This is a genomic window from Nostoc sp. (assembly GCF_036917555.1).
In the GTDB taxonomy this organism is placed as follows: Bacteria; Cyanobacteriota; Cyanobacteriia; order Cyanobacteriales; family Nostocaceae; genus Nostoc.
The window spans coordinates 1-15,390 of the sequence record NZ_JBALDD010000041.1 but is presented as its reverse complement, the minus strand read 5'-3'; the positions used below and the strand labels follow the sequence as shown (position 1 = coordinate 15,390).

General features: G+C 40.4%; 10 protein-coding genes and 1 pseudogene. 4 read left to right on the top strand and 7 right to left on the bottom strand.

Going from position 1 to position 15,390, the window contains the following annotated elements:
* Window positions 1–4: 4 nt before the first annotated feature.
* Together V7K60_RS16875 and V7K60_RS16870 are read left to right on the top strand one after the other, a co-directional pair.
* Window positions 5–280, top strand: coding sequence for a BrnT family toxin (locus tag V7K60_RS16875; RefSeq protein WP_334927004.1), 276 nt, complete (start codon window positions 5–7; stop codon window positions 278–280).
* On the top strand, window positions 264–479 hold the full coding sequence (locus tag V7K60_RS16870) for a hypothetical protein (RefSeq protein WP_334927003.1): 216 nt from the start codon (window positions 264–266) through the stop codon (window positions 477–479). Before V7K60_RS16875 ends, V7K60_RS16870 begins: the two co-directional genes overlap by 17 nt.
* Window positions 480–581: 102 nt before the next feature.
* Here V7K60_RS16870 and V7K60_RS16865 read toward each other — a convergent pair whose 3' ends face one another.
* From V7K60_RS16865 to V7K60_RS16855, 3 genes are all read right to left on the bottom strand, one after another.
* Window positions 582–2,426 (bottom strand): tetratricopeptide repeat protein, encoded by a 1,845-nt coding sequence (locus tag V7K60_RS16865; protein ID WP_334927002.1) that lies wholly within the window; start codon window positions 2,424–2,426, stop codon window positions 582–584.
* 120 nt (window positions 2,427–2,546) lie between these two features.
* Window positions 2,547–3,317, bottom strand: a complete 771-nt coding sequence (locus V7K60_RS16860) for a WecB/TagA/CpsF family glycosyltransferase (RefSeq protein ID WP_334927001.1) — start codon at window positions 3,315–3,317, stop codon at window positions 2,547–2,549.
* Window positions 3,318–3,533: 216 nt separating this feature from the next.
* Entirely contained in the window at window positions 3,534–4,601 is a 1,068-nt protein-coding gene (locus tag V7K60_RS16855) for a glycosyltransferase family 4 protein (protein ID WP_334927000.1), read from the bottom strand.
* 344 nt (window positions 4,602–4,945) lie between these two features.
* Between V7K60_RS16855 and V7K60_RS16850 the strand changes: the two genes are divergently transcribed.
* Window positions 4,946–6,448 carry an acyl--CoA ligase gene (locus tag V7K60_RS16850; protein ID WP_334926999.1) on the top strand — a complete coding sequence of 501 codons (1,503 nt, stop codon included), beginning with the start codon at window positions 4,946–4,948 and terminating at the stop codon, window positions 6,446–6,448.
* Between the two features lie 209 nt (window positions 6,449–6,657).
* Here V7K60_RS16850 and V7K60_RS16845 read toward each other — a convergent pair whose 3' ends face one another.
* A complete protein-coding gene (locus tag V7K60_RS16845) occupies window positions 6,658–7,263 on the bottom strand; it encodes a ThiF family adenylyltransferase (protein WP_334926998.1) in 606 nt (201 codons plus the stop codon).
* Between the two features lie 24 nt (window positions 7,264–7,287).
* Window positions 7,288–7,787, bottom strand: a pseudogene (locus V7K60_RS16840) (hypothetical protein).
* 101 nt (window positions 7,788–7,888) lie between these two features.
* Between V7K60_RS16840 and V7K60_RS16835 the strand changes: the two are divergent.
* Window positions 7,889–8,053 (top strand): tyrosine-type recombinase/integrase, encoded by a 165-nt coding sequence (locus V7K60_RS16835; RefSeq protein ID WP_334926997.1) that lies wholly within the window; start codon window positions 7,889–7,891, stop codon window positions 8,051–8,053.
* 284 nt (window positions 8,054–8,337) lie between these two features.
* On the opposite strand, the gene V7K60_RS16830 is transcribed toward V7K60_RS16835, so the two are convergent.
* Together V7K60_RS16830 and V7K60_RS16825 are read right to left on the bottom strand one after the other, a co-directional pair.
* Window positions 8,338–9,231 carry a choice-of-anchor L domain-containing protein gene (locus tag V7K60_RS16830; RefSeq protein ID WP_334926996.1) on the bottom strand — a complete coding sequence of 298 codons (894 nt, stop codon included), beginning with the start codon at window positions 9,229–9,231 and terminating at the stop codon, window positions 8,338–8,340.
* 198 nt (window positions 9,232–9,429) lie between these two features.
* Entirely contained in the window at window positions 9,430–14,655 is a 5,226-nt protein-coding gene (locus V7K60_RS16825) for a calcium-binding protein (protein WP_334926995.1), read from the bottom strand.
* Between the last annotated feature and the right edge of the window lie 735 nt (window positions 14,656–15,390).

Genomic DNA, 15,390 nt, shown 5'->3' with positions numbered 1-15,390 from the left:
ACTCATGAAATTTCAGTGGGATCCAAACAAAGCAGTTAGTAATGCTGAAAAGCATAATGTGTCTTTTGAAGAAGCTGTTACGGTTTTCGGAGATCCACTAGCCATCACGATTCCAGATCCTGATCACTCAGTAGGCGAATTTCGTCTTCTGACTACAGGTTTATCAAGATCACAACGTCTTTTGGTTGTATCCCACACAGAGCGAGAAGGTGAAGTGCGTTTGATCAGTACTCGTTTAGCCACTCCACAGGAGAGAAGAAGCTATGAGTCAGGAACCTGAAGAAATGAACGTCAATGAAGACATGAGACCTGAATATGATTTTTCAGGTGGTGTCCGTGGCAAGTATTACGAAGCGTATATGCAATCGAGTAATGTTGTAGTTCTTGATCCAGACGTGGCAGAAATCTTTCGAGATTCGGCTTCTGTTAATGAGGCGTTGCGATTGCTTGCAAAAATTGCGAAGGCAACGGCAGCATAACCAAAACTTACCCAAACAATAGCCGAAACTTTGATTTTCAGGTAGAGGTAATTCATGAATTGCCCCTACCTGAATAAAGCGCAACTTCACATAGAATTGGTATTACATATCTTGCTGATATTCTTCTAACAATTGTGGAATGTGATCGTACCCATCTACACCGATAACCGCAATAATTTTCGGGCGATGTTGCTGTAAGAACTTTTGGAAAGCTTCTGCTCCGATTTGTCTTTGTAAAATTGTCAGTAACCCTGCTGCTTGACGCCACTCATTAGAAGCAATTTGCTCTAAAAGATACATTCCCAAGCAGCCTGTGTAAACAGTTTTTTCAGAATTTTGTAAGTGATAATAAGCTTCTGCTAAATAAGCTAAGTTTCGCCCTTGGAGATACAAATCACCGGAAACTTGCGCTGTTTTAAAGCCATCTTCAAGATATTTAATTGCAGTTTGGTGTTCTCCAATTACTAGATAAGCAATTCCTAAACTGCTGACACATAAGGCTTTACTTTGAATATCGCCTAATTTTTCTGATAATTTTAAACCTTGTTCTAAATAATTAATTGCGGCTTCATAAGTCTCTGGTTCTAGGTTTTCCAGTTCTTGAGCTTGCATGACTTCGCTGTAACCTAAATTTACCAGCGCGTTGGCTTCTCCTGTCCGATCGCCTGCTTGCCGACTTAGTATTAATGCTCGTTGACTGTAGTTAATTGCCTCAGCATAATTTTGCTGTTGCACGTAGGTACGGCTGAGGTGATTGAGATTGGCAATTTCACAGGCGCGATCGCCTGCATTTCTGGCTATCTCTAGCGCCTGCTGATGAAAATCAATAGAACGCTGGTATTGTCCCAAAGCACGCTGGGAATAGCCTAAAAGGGTCAAAATCCGCGCCTTTTCTTGAGTTCCCTCACCTCGTCGTAGCGGTTCATCCAAATAATCTAGGGCATCTCGTAAATAAGTGCCAGTAAAAGAGGCAAAAATTCCACCGTAAAAGGGAAAATACGGACGCTGGGCAAAGGTTCGCAAAATCTGGAGCATGATTTGAGAACAGGCATCGCTGTATACTGTCCCAATGCTCCTAAAACCACTTGCTAACTGACTCCAAATCACTGCAAAGGTCAAAAAAGTGGAAATGGACAACTTTGGCCCCGCTTTTACATCATAAGCTTGTTGGTCAAACCAGTTAATTAGTCCCCTTTGCAAGTACTGTAAAATCAATGCCATTTCCACCCAATCTCTGAGGGTGATTCCCCGTTGTCGCTCGGCAAACTCAATTGCGGATTCTTCCCTAGCCAAGGTGCGAAGCAGTGCTTGTGGTAACTCACTATTAAGTTGTTTCGCCCAACTTGCCCAAGGGCCACGTTCTCCCGGTACACCACCAAACCCCAGAGATTCTTTTTGCTCGTACATCCAACTGAGCAAGTTGTCTTGCAATCGCTGCCAAGAAGCTAAACCACGGGTAATCCCTTCGGAAAATTGTTGTAAATCAGCATCTGCCTGAGCAAATTGCAGCAATGCTTTTGACAACTGCTGTAACTGTTGTAAATTTAGCGGATACTTCTGATTGGGGTCAGTAACTCGGATAAATGTCGCTAGACGCTCGGCAGCAGGGGCTGTGGTGATTTCTGTAACTGCGGAGGCGATCGCTTCTGTGGCTTTGTTTTGCTCTTGCCAGCGTTGCCATTGGCTTTGAATAGTTTTAATGGCTCTCAAACTGCGAGTCGCCTTGGCTTTCTTGAGTTCGTCTTTTTCGCTATCTACTTGGCTTTGGAGGGAATTCAGGCGATCGCTCAAAGCTAGCTCAAACACTTCCCCTGTACCGGAAGTAATTCCTTTAAGCAGCATTTGATACACCTGTTCTACAGAGCTAATTTTGCCCTTGAGGGTGGTTTCGACAATTTCATCGATTAAGGCAAGATAGCGATCGCTTAATGGCAGAGAGTCTGGCACTTTGGCTACTGAATGTCACATCAATTCTAATTCTAGTCTTGGCAGCAGAGGTAGGGGAAACAATTGGCCACTTTTTGGCAGTCATGGTCATAACAAATGCAAAATTTAGAAAAAATTTATTTAGCGATTTGTGATCATTCCTTGAGTGATTCGCTGTTTAACTACACGATAAAAAAATAATGGAATGCCTACAATATAACGGTCTGTTAGACGAGTAGGTTCAGTAATTAAGCGTGTTAACCACTCCAGACCATTATCAGTCAGCCAACGTGGTCCGCGATATATAGAGTCAGTATAAAAATCTAGACAAGCACCCAAAGGTAAAAATACAGTAGTTTCAATTTTATTGAAGTTATCTAAAATCCAGCGTTCCTGTAACGGCATGCCAAAACCAATATATAAAATATCTGGTTGGAATTTATTAATTTTTTCTATTACCAAATCATTCTCTTTTCCTGATTTGTCAAAATATCCATGATGTCCCTGTACGCGTAAATTAGGCGCAATTGATTTTAACTTAGTAATTGCCTTATCCACTACGCCAGGTTTTCCAGCTAACAAAAATAAGGAAAGATTTTCTTGCTCACACTTTAATGCTAAATCTTCTATGTAATCTGGTGCTGTCATTCGATGTGCAGATTGCATTGAATAACCGTTGAATCTAGCCCCTACCATTACACCAAACCCGTCACAAAATACTAAATCAGCCTTATTCAAGAAATCTCGATACCAAGACTTTTCATAAGCGAAATTCATGGCTCTGATATTTACATGTCCTACAACTGTCTTTTTTTTGTTTTTTGCTGCTTCTATTAAATAATCAACTAATTCGTGTACTTTAACTTTATGGAATCTTGTATCAAATAACTTCACTTCAGGAAAAGCTTTCATTTTTGCACCTCTCTTATTTATTAGCCAGTATACCAAGTTTAGAATAATGCGAACAACAAAAAAATAATACCTTTATCGCTCCTTGATTTTTCCTAATATTAAATCCATACCTTTTCAACGCCTATTATCCTTATACAGAATGAATTACCTCGTATGTAAGTTCGGTATTTAATACATAGTGTGAGTCACTTAAAGCTATTTTTATTAAGATGGCTTTCAATTGATAACTGCTGTATAAATGCATTTTAAAGATGTAAGATAACTGTTTATGTCTAAGTTTTTAACTCTAACTCGTGCATTATTTCCCAAAGATATTCTCAGATTTTCGTCTGCAATTAAGGATTGCATTGCCTCTGACAATTGTTGAATATTCCCCGGATTAACTAATAAACCATTCTGATTTTCAGTAACTATTTCGGGTATTCCTCCTACTGCGGTAGTGATAACTGCCAAACCCCAACTCATTGCTTCTAGTAGTGCCATAGGCAGACCTTCGTTGTAGGAAGGTAACACAAAGACATCAGCTTTAGTTAAAAGATCGTCGCGTTTTTCTTTATCTACCCAATCAAGAATAGTGATGTAGTCAATAAGATTTAGAGTTGGGATCAAACTACGAGCTTGTTCTACATCTCCATCGCCCGCTATAACTAACTTGGCTTGGCTTTGTTGAGCAACAGGCATAGAAGCAAATGCTTTAATTAAATCAAAAGCACCTTTGCGCTCACCAATGCGCCCTAAAAATAAGAAAAATATCTGTTTGGAATCTATCCGCTGTGGAATTTGTGCGGGAATTTTTACTGGGTTAGGGAGAACAATAACTTGCTCTGACTTCAAGCCAAGATTCTCAATGTAGAATTTTTTCCAGCTATCTGATAAAACAATGAAACGGGTACATTTACAAAACGACCAACTTAGCCACTGCTTAAGCCATTGAGGTAGTTTAGAGTAAAACAAATGAAAATCAGCACTATGAGTATGAATAATTACTGGTTTTTGAAATAGCCAACCAATAAGAGTAGTGATTGAATGACGAAAAGCGCTACCTCTATCTGAAACATGAATGTGAATTAGGTCAGTTTTTTGGTTTAATAAGTTCCAAAATAACTCACCTATTGCCTGCAAAAACACTAACACTTTATGGACAGCAGAACCATTCGGTAAAGTAGTAATGTGTTTAATTTGAATATCAGAGGTAGTTTCTTCAAGAATGAGCTTTTCTACAGAAACTATTCCACCTTGGCGCTCCAAGCTTTCGCCCAACATAGTAATTTTTATGGAACTCATAATTGCTATTAATCTATTTGGGAAATTGAGTACACGGCTATTTATATAAACTATTATAAGAACTAATTTCTTCTAGTTTATATCCAAAGGCATACTCCAAGAGCATTTGGAGAGCTAATGCTACTAACCCTATCTACCAGATCGCAGATCCACAAATTTATTCAATGTATACTTTTCTGATTTTACAGGATTACCTCCATAACAAAGTTTTGCCATAGGAATTGTTATGAGGATGTTTCAAACATTGTTGTTAATAACAGTATTTTAGCATTCTCTAACAACTCAAAGCTAAGTAACAATTTTTTGTTTAAGCTAAATCATGTATTTACAGACCCGAAAAACTAATGAATTTATTTGAGCTTTTAGTAGGGGAAGACAATCATCCAGCCTTAGTTACGCCTGATGGGCGATCGCTAACCTATAAGCAATTGCGCGAGAATGTTATTGGACTGGTATCTCAACTCAACAGCTTTGGATTGAAACGGGGAGAACGCATTGCCATTGCCATGACTAACGGTTCACCAATGGCGATTACCTTTTTGGCTGCTGCCTTATGTGGCACTGCTGCACCCTTAAATCCCAAATACAAACAAGAAGAATTTGCCTTTTACTATCAAGATACCCAAGCAAAAGCACTGATTACGTTGTCTGAGGGGCCAGAAGCAGCCATTGCTAGTGTCACACCCGACATGATGCTGATTAATGCCAAGGTAAACACTGACGGCACATTAAGCTTTGAATTAGTCAAAACAGGCTCACAACCAGCAGAATCCTCGAATCCCGTAGCCCCCAACGCTGATGATCTAGCGATGATTCTCCACACTAGCGGTACTACCAGTCGTCCCAAGCGTGTGCCGATTCGTCATCGCAACTTAATCGCTTCAGCCAGCAACCTGATTAGTGCTTACTCACTCACAGCAGCTGACACTACACTTTGCCTAATGCCCCTGTTCCATGTTCACGGGTTGGTGGGCTGTTTGCTGGCAACTCTGGCATCGGGCGGTACATTAGTTTGTCCCAATGGTTTTAATGCCTTGGAGTTTTGGAAGCTGGTAGATACCTACAAACCCACCTGGTACTCCGCAGCGCCAACCATGCACCAGACAATTTTGGCGCGTGCTAGCCGCAACCTAGAAATTGTCAAAGCAAACCGCTTTCGTTTCATTCGCTCTAGTAGCGCTTCTTTGCCGCCGATTATCATTGAACAGTTAGAGGCAACTCTTAATGCTCCTGTGGTGGAATCTTACAGCATGACTGAAGCATCTCATTTAATGACCACCAATCCCCTACCGCCAAAAGTCAGAAAACCAAGTACTGTAGGTTATGGCTTCGGCGTAGAAGTGGGCATTATGGACTCTGAAGGCAACCTGTTATCTAAGGGAAGCTTGGGCGAGGTAGTGATAAAAGCACCTAATGTTATAGATGGCTACGAAAACAACCCAGAAGCTAACGCCACTGCTTTTGTGAACGGTTGGTTCCGCACAGGGGATCAGGGTGCAGTGGATGCAGACGGCTACCTCCGCTTGACTGGACGGATTAAAGAATTGATTAACCGGGGTGGGGAAAAAATTTCTCCTTTAGAAGTGGATGATGTCTTGCTGCGCCATCCCGCCGTCGCCGAAGCCTTAGCCTTTGCCGTCCCTCACAAATCTTTAGGAGAAGATATCCACGCGGCTGTGGTTCTGAAAGCAGAAGCTGGTGAAAAAGAACTTTTAGCTCACTGTGCAACTATGCTGGCAGACTTCAAAGTCCCCAAGCAAATTCACATTTTAGATCAACTACCTCGTGGTGCTACTGGTAAACTGCAACGGTTGGCGATGGCCAAATTGCTGAACATAAGGGAGTAGGGAGTGGGGAAATAACGGAACGACCTTTGAAAAGGCCGACGTGTTCGTCAACAGGCTTATGCATCAGCGCCAGCGTTGTGCAGTCTGTTACTGCAGGTAACTCAACTTCATTCTCTGACACGCTCTTGATAGACTGATGGTCAATTTATCGTCAAAATCATAAACGTCTACGCAATCTACAAAAACAGAGATTGAACAGTCAGATCCTTCTAGGTGATGGTGAAGTTACGCTGTTGTGCTGTGGCAATGAATGAAACGATCGCTTCACACGCCACAGCAACGGTTAACATCACCAAGTTTCGTGTCAACGGATAATCACAGACATGATCATTAACTTGGGAAGGAACGCGATAAATGTCATTCCAAATCACTTCTGCATAATCTGCTGATAGTCCAGCATGAAGACAAGGAATGCTTAATTGTTCTGCATAATCTTTCACTGCTTGACGTGCCACGCTATTGTCAAAAACATCGACAATTAGCTGGCTGTCTTGAAGTAATTGAGTTGTATTTGCTGGTATCAACTCCTTTGTTTTGGCATCAACTTTAGTTCCAATTGCTCGATATAAATTGTTCGCCAAAATTTTCGCCTTGAACGCTCCCACATCAGAACGGTAGTAAGGCTGAGTTGAAAGATTGCGCTCCTCAATGCGATCGCGATCAATCACTGTAAGTTTATCAAAACCAGACTGAGCTAAGTTTTCAGCTATGTTAGCTCCTAATGCTCCGGCGCCACAAATTGTTATAGGATAGTTTTTTAACTTTGCCATCACAGCATTAGTGCGGTAAAGCTGTTCGTGAAAAAAGATACTCATAATAATTCGTAATTAATATACTTACTACTCTTGTTGTTCCATAACACCTACTAAGGATTGCAAGTCAAAATCGCGATCGCGTCCACTTAGGCAAATGCCAGAACCAACAACAGTCAAATCAGTTTTAGCGATCGCACTACTATGGCGAACACCATCAGCAGTTGTCCAATCAACTGTCCAGTAATCGCTGCGATCATGGAATTGAGTTAAGGTACCGCCACCTATTTGCAATGCCGTCCCCGCAGTTGGTGTGCTAACCGCAGCCGTATTTGGGAAAAGTGTTGCAGGTATTCCACAATTTGGGGTAAGTCTGCTTCTTCTACAACCGTTGCTGTTTTTTTATCCACAGCCTGAAAGATGCCCCAACCTTCAAATTTACTAGGCTTTGGCGTGAAAGTGTAAATCATCCCAGCTACCCGTGTGCGAACTCGTCCATCTTTGACGCAGGGCGCAAGGAATTGCGTGGTATATAACTGTGCTTCTGGGATCGCAATTTGGTTGATTAGCTTACGGATGTCAATCATCATTATCTCTGTTTACGCATAATTACCCAAGATTATTGCCAACAATTGAGTATATAAAAAAACATAATTGTCGGTCAGGAAACCAAAAAAATAGAAAAATAATGACTACCCAAATACAACAAATATCAGAGTCCCGAAAAAAGTTAGCATCTGTGAATGAAGGGCATAGTACCAGATTTATTCAGGAATTTTTAGGGCATCGGGACATCCGCCACACCGGAAAATATACCAAAGTAAATTCAAAGCGTTTTTCTGGCATCAAGTAGAACACGATTGATTGAATAGCTCGTTAAATTTTGCTTTACAACATTCCTGCGGTCGTTACCTATTCCCAGTCTGGGAATTTATCGCTGATGCATTTTATTGTCTGCACAACTCCACTTGAAATAATCCCTGGCAATCATCGCTGGGGGTTAATTTATTGACCTGCCCTGCCTGCGGCACTCGAACTATTCTTGTCCAGGCTGAATTACACTCTTATTCTGGCTCATCAATATTTAGATACGTTTGCCCTGGCTCAATACTAATACCCTCTGACCTGAATCCTTACTCAATTATGCTTCCTTACTAGTCCTATAAAAATAAAAACTACAGCTAAGAGAGAGACATGCGATAAATCAGGTTCTGGTATTGGGGTTGAAGGTTGACAATCAGCACCCTCAGGACAAACAGAACCTAAGGTACCTGCTTTGAGAAATACAGCAGAATCAAATTGACCATCCCTTGCATCTTGAACATTAATAATCAGAAAATTCCTCGCTCCCTCAACCAGAGGAGCATTATATAATAAAGGTTTAGTATAGCCATCTAATTTTGTTACAGAACTTGCAGGCCCAGTTCCCACTGGATTGTAGATTAAATCAGAACTATAGGGGCCTAAAGGATTAACTGCAAGATTATTAATAGTGACGCTATCACCATTACTTAATGTCGCATAATTAACACCATTTAGAAGCAGACTGAAAGAATCATTAAATTGACCTGCGTATTCTAGCAACTCCTCCGAACCAAAGGCATATTGAAAAAATAATTTCTCAGCTGTATTATTTACATCAAAACTAAGAACCATACTGATAGAATCACCACTTACACCAGGTAAGCCTAAATCAGTACTGAGATCAGCCCCATTGGGTGTGAAACCTCCATCTATAGTATTTGCGCCTGCTAAATCGGTAACTCGTCCTGTACTAAGAGCTATAGCAGAGCCTAAGCCAAATGGATCGTCGCTAAAAGTTCCAAAAGCTCTCGCATCACCGATTAGATTAATATTAAAATTACTTAAGCCTTTGTAGTTATTAGGATCGCTACCTAACAAACCATTTAGGAGCGCATTAGGGTTGTTATTTTGGGTTACAGTAAATGCCATTACTGGCGCATTAACTAAACCTAGACTAGCGCTAAGAGAAAAAACTAAAGAAGGAATAATTTGACGGAGAAATTTCATTGTTTGCTGCTCCTATTCATAGATATCGAGATAGATTGATTGGGTTGAACGATCGCAAGATTCAACATCAATAAGTAATATCATGTCCGGCTACTTAGTTGTGATTCCCTGCATCTATGCAGAAACTACACAACCCTCTCCCTTTCTCCCCAGGGTCTTAATGATAGGTCTTTCACCGGACACGATACAAAAAAAAATTTAGCGGGGAGGCTCAGGACAAGGATCGCCTACATATTGGAAATAAGAAGCATTAAGATCAAGACCGTGAGTACCTTCAAGAAAAGCGATCAGTTCTTTTCCTCGTTCTGAATAAAGACCAGTACCACCGAGAATGCCGAAATCGACCAGTTCATAACCATGATCAAAAGATGAACCACTGACTCCACAGTTAGGAAGTTGGATCTTATCTCCTTCAGTTGGATTAAAATCAGTAATCAAAGCATAGTCATTGCCACCAGCTTTATCGTAAAAATGAGGCTCTAGAGTAGTTCCTTGGATATAAGCTTCTCCTAACACAAAGAGATCTGCTCCTGCACCACCAATTAGGGTATCGATATCGGCACTGGTTTGATTCGATCCAATTAAAACATCATTTCCATCCCCAGCATTGATGGAATCATTACCCGCATTGCCTATTAAATAATCGTCGCCTGCATTGGCAACAATTGAGTCATTTCCATTGCCTAAAACAATCGTGTCGCCTTTGCTACTACCTGTCACTTGATAGTTCTCGAAATTGCTAAAGTCGATTGAGTCTAACAAAGGTGCTTCAACGTTATTAGGATCGATACTTCTGTAGGCAAAACCCGTTTTATCTTGTGGTGTGACAAACATAATCATTTCGCTACCCGTATCTCCTACTGAGTAGTCGAGAATTAGCGTGTCAGTAACAGATAATTCAAAGTTGCCGATCGAGGGAACAAAAATAGTATCTTTTCCACCATCAACGCTGTCAAACCCTAAACCCGGATTAACAACATCCGCACCGGCACCAGTAGAGAATTTGTTGTTAACTCTATCGAGTTGGGTGAGCTTGTCGTTGCCACTACCAGTTTTGATATCCTTGAAAATTTCAAAATTACTAATAATTGCGCCTTGAATAGAGTAGCTTTGAGAGGATTCTTTTGTAATATCAAAACTTTCTAGGGTAATATCTTGAGTTTTGTTAGACAAATCATCAGATAGAGTATCGATACCGCGATCGCCATCCAGCAAGTCGTTACTGCCACCTCCATCAACAAAATCATTCCCGTCGCTCATCCGCAGCGTATCATCACCTACTCCACCCACAATGGAATCATCGCGGATAGTACCTGCAACTACCAGGCTTTCAATGTTTAAAAAGGTAACCTGATCTAATAACGTGGTTTTGCTAATGTCGGCGTAGTGTTTGATATTACCCGTATTAAAGCCGCCTTCGATTCCCTCACCATAATCGTCAATAGAGTAGTCTACCAGAAGAGTATCTGTACCGCCTCGTCCATCGACAAAATCAAGTTCACCATTACTCAAACTCGGATTAATCTTGTTGTTACTATTATCACCATAGAGACTATCGCCGTAATTGGAGCCGATCAAATCTTCAACACTAGAGAAGGTATCGCCTTGAGCATCAGCAAAGAAACCTTGATTAAATAAGAGATCGACGAACACTCCACCGGAAGAATCTATATAGGTTGCTGTATCCTCTCCATTGCCTCCATCGAGATGATCTGCACCAGCACCACCATTAAGAAGATCGTTGCCATCTTCACCAAAGATATTGTCATCACCATTTAAACCTCGGATGATGTTATCTCCGTTATCTCCTCGCAATTCTCCATCATTATAATTAGACCCTTCTAAGTTTTCAAAGGAATTCCCATCTTGCGTCGATCCTTTGCCTGCGACATAGACAATCTCTTGTAGTTTGTCTCCGTCAGCATAACCGCCAGAAAAGGAATTGTCCTTGAGATTGGCATTAACTCCAGCATTAGAAAGTTTGTAGGATAACCAGTCAATACCATCACCGCCGATCAGAGTATCATGACGTGGGCCAGCATAGAGGATATCATTACCTAACCATCCATCGATAATACCGTCACCGTCACTAGCAACCAGAATATCATCGTAGGCCGATCCAGAGACATTTTCTACCCCATCAATAAAATCGCCATTAGCAGATCCGCCTTGACCCCGATGAGTAGCTAAAAATAAAGGCGATACACCATCTGGAAGCGTAACATCTCCAAAGAAACTTTGATTAGAAAGATTAACAAAAACGGCAGATTTTGAATCCAAATAAGTGGTTGTATCAAAGCCACCACCGCCTCTAATGGCATCTGCTCCTTCTCCACCTAGGATTACATCGTCACCGCCAAGACCTTCTAAAGTATCATTTCCGGCACCTCCATTAAGATAGTTTTTAATATTGCTACCGATGATAACGTCATTTTTTGCGGAACCTTCAACGTTTTGAATGTTGAAGATCCTGTCTTGAGTGCCGTACCCATCGTTACTAGCAAACCCAGTACTGAGGTTGACGTTAACACCATTAGGAGAACTACTGTAATCAGCAGTATTGTTTCCTTCGCCCCCATTGATCGTATCGTTACCCTGTCCGCCACTAATAAAGTCATTGCCTTTACCAGTGGTGATGTTATCATTGCCATTCCCACCTCTGACTTGACCTGGTGCTTCAACGCCATTGGTAAATTGAATAGTATCGTTACCTGCTAAACCATTGATGACGACTAAGGTGACTTTATCGTAAGTCTTAGGATCTGGATCGTTACCCGTTCCGCTTACTTCTATTTGTTCAGTAGAATCAGGCTGTTTGGCACTCCAAGTTCCACCTAGATGATTGACAGTGATTATATTATCGCCGTCTGTGCCTTTGCGATCAATAATGCCGGCAGCATCTAAAGCTTTTTGCTGTTCTGGAGTAGGATCTGGGTCTTCATGATTGAAGAAGTCTGCTGCATGACAGTCTGGTTTTGAGTCAAAATCAATCAGCTTAATATCAGCCAGATCGAGACGTTCGGTGACGCTAAAAAAGCCGAGATCGATTTCCAGTTGTCCAAAGATAATGACAGATAATCCTCCGCCTAAATCAAAAGCGCAGAAAGGTAAATTAGAAAGAAGAGAGTCTCCTCTGACTTTGTTATCTAATTGTCCATCTTTTGCATCCAGACTTTGAGCAATATTCATTCCCAAGCCGAGATTAATCCCACCACCAACGGTTAAAGAAGCAAAACCGACGCTTACCCCAGCCGATGCATCAACTTCTGCTTCTCCATACACATTGGAATTTTTCCGCGAGTCTTTATCTTTTGGGTTTGCATCGGGTCTGATCGCAAAAAATCCATTCTTAAGATTACCAGTCGCTATACCAGTAGAATCGTAGCCAAACCCTATCTTTGCCCCAGCTTCAACGTGTCCTCCAATCTGGATAACGATTGGGCCAAAAACAGGAATGATGATATTAGGAACGTTGTACAATAGAGAGAAGTTGGGGGTTTGATAAGTAAAGAGATCAACGCCTGGTTTTCCTAACAACAAGTTAACAATATTTTCGGGTTTGTCTAACAGAGGAAAATCAAACCCAATCTCCTTTAAGCCCTGAATAAAAGCAGGGTCAGAACTGCTGGCAGGAGCAGCTAATAGCGCAGGTTTAGACGTGGCTGTTGTACTACTTAAATTTGTGGCTCGGATGTCTCCACTCGTGAGGTTAAAACTTCCTAAATCTATCTTGCCACTATCACCCCCAGGTGCTTTTAAGCCAGCGATCGTATTGAGTGCTTTGATAAAGTCACGGGTTTCTTGCGGAATATTAGGAGATAGCTCTAGGAAAGACTTGTCAATAACTGGGAGAGGTGTAATAAAAGGATTTAGAACTGATTTAATCGGCTTTAAAACATCTTGAATCGGTTTTAAAACACCACCAGCAAAATCTCCTACTAAGGAACCTACATCTAAGGTAACGTTATCCAGAGAAACACTTGGCGCAGAAGTGCTAGGATTACTGCTATCGTATTGCCAACCCAGTAAATTTAAGTTTGCTTCAATAGACGGTAAAATGTCATTTTTGGCAGTTCCAAGACCCGTATTTAATTTAAACTTGAGATCGGCATTGGCAGTTAACTTGCGATCGAGAGCAACACTGAGACTAGCGATATCGCTAACTTTGACTCTTCCCTTGGCATCTGTACTTGCACTAGTTAAATCTGCACTGAAATTGCCTGCGAGTTGACTACCGTTATCTGTTGCTTTAAGGTTTAAAAATCCTAGCTTTCCCTTGGCTGTAAAAGGATTGTGACTAGCATCAATTAACTGAGCCTTTAAATTGGCTTGAAACTCCCCACTCTTATTTGTGTCTAAAAAAACATTGCCATCTTTATCAACCCCGAAACCAACTGTAACACCCAGATCTAATTGAGGAGTAATATTTCCGTTGATATCGAGTCCTAAAGTTGGTAAGCCAAGTTTATCTGCTAAGGCTAAATTCGGACTGAAGTTTTTTCCAATCTTAAATTGAAATTCAATAGCATCTGCACTGTTTTCTGGCAGTAGAATATCTTTTTCATCAATGCCACTCTTGCCATCTGAATCTAATAGTACACCCAAGCCTGATGATCCTAATGCGTCAAACAAAGCTTTTTTTACTGCACCAACTGTAGCGGTTCCTTCGGCATTAATTTCAGTGATAATTTTGTTGGCAACATTGTTGAACAGTTGGTCTACAAAATCTTTGACCGTAATAGTTCCCAGAAGAGGAATATTCTTTAAATCTTCTACCTCTAGTTTAGATTTAATACTGTCGAAGAGCAGTTTAACTTTATCTGTAATTAAATCTAAATTTTCTTTTGCTTGACTCGCATCAGCAGCTTCAACTGTAACCTTTTGACCATTAATTTCAAGCGTTCTTACATCATTTTTCGCTTTTAGTTGTACTAACTGGTTAGGATTCAGCTTTCCTCCCAATGCTAGAATCGAAAATATCTTCCCTTCATCACCAGCAGCATCAACTTTATTAATTTTGCTATCTACCCAATGACCAACTTCTTCTAACAAAACCTTAGTAATTTCCTTAGGCTTACTGGTTAAGTTAATAAATTCTCGTGATAAATAGATTGTATTTGTTTGGCTATAAAAAGCTCCCCTTAACCCATGTAAATCTGTTATTATTTCAATTTTAGGTAAATCTGCAAAGTTACTGTGGCTCCAATCTTGACGCAGAGCATTTAATTCCTCTACATCAATATCTTTGCCATAGGCTTCAGTCATTTTACTAATAAAGCTACTATTTTCTGAAAGTCGTGTTAACACATGAAAGCTTTCTTGAATTGCCTTATTTAAATCAATTGAACTAGAACTATCTAATAGATTTAGACCATATAAATAATTTAAATTCTCCAAAGAATGAACTATCCAACTATTTTTCATAGTTTTCTTCTCCAATTTAATAAATTTAATTGAAATACTTATTAGTAATAGGTAATTGCTAACAACCAGCCCAATGATTAGCAAATTAAGTAACTATTAACGTAAGTCGCTACTTACACAAAAGCTCTTTCAAGAAAGTTAAGACTATATAAAACACGAAACTTTGTTGTGACCCTAACTCAAATCATTAGTGTTCACCACTGGTAGTTACGGTACTCTCAAAAAGAGTACATTAAAAACAGAGTAAAGCATGAAAAGTTTTGTGTATAGTCAGTAGACCGAAAACTTTTACGATCTGATATCTTGCACCTAACGAGATAAACACTAGATGCAGATACCCTACCTATAAGAGTTACACTCACACCTTATGCGAGTTGAAAAAGCTGTGGTTACACCGCAGGAATTGAACCTGCAACTTATCATTTTAGATACGATTGCTCTACCATTAAGCAAGTATCAATACCTTCGTCAATTTACGAGGCTGAGTTGATGTATTCACGTCCTGTTCTCAAAGGTTTGGCAAAAACAATAAGCCCTAAAAATTCCTTCAAGGTTTCCTGCAAACATTTTTAACGTATTGCCTATAGTATCAAGGGTTTGAGCTTCCAATCTAACTTGTATCTTAAACGCTTATGCATGACATCAGGACTTACGCAACTGGCACAGCGATCGCCATTTAACAGTACATATATATTACTGAGAGTGAACGTCCAAAAAGGCTCTTGCTTAAATTAA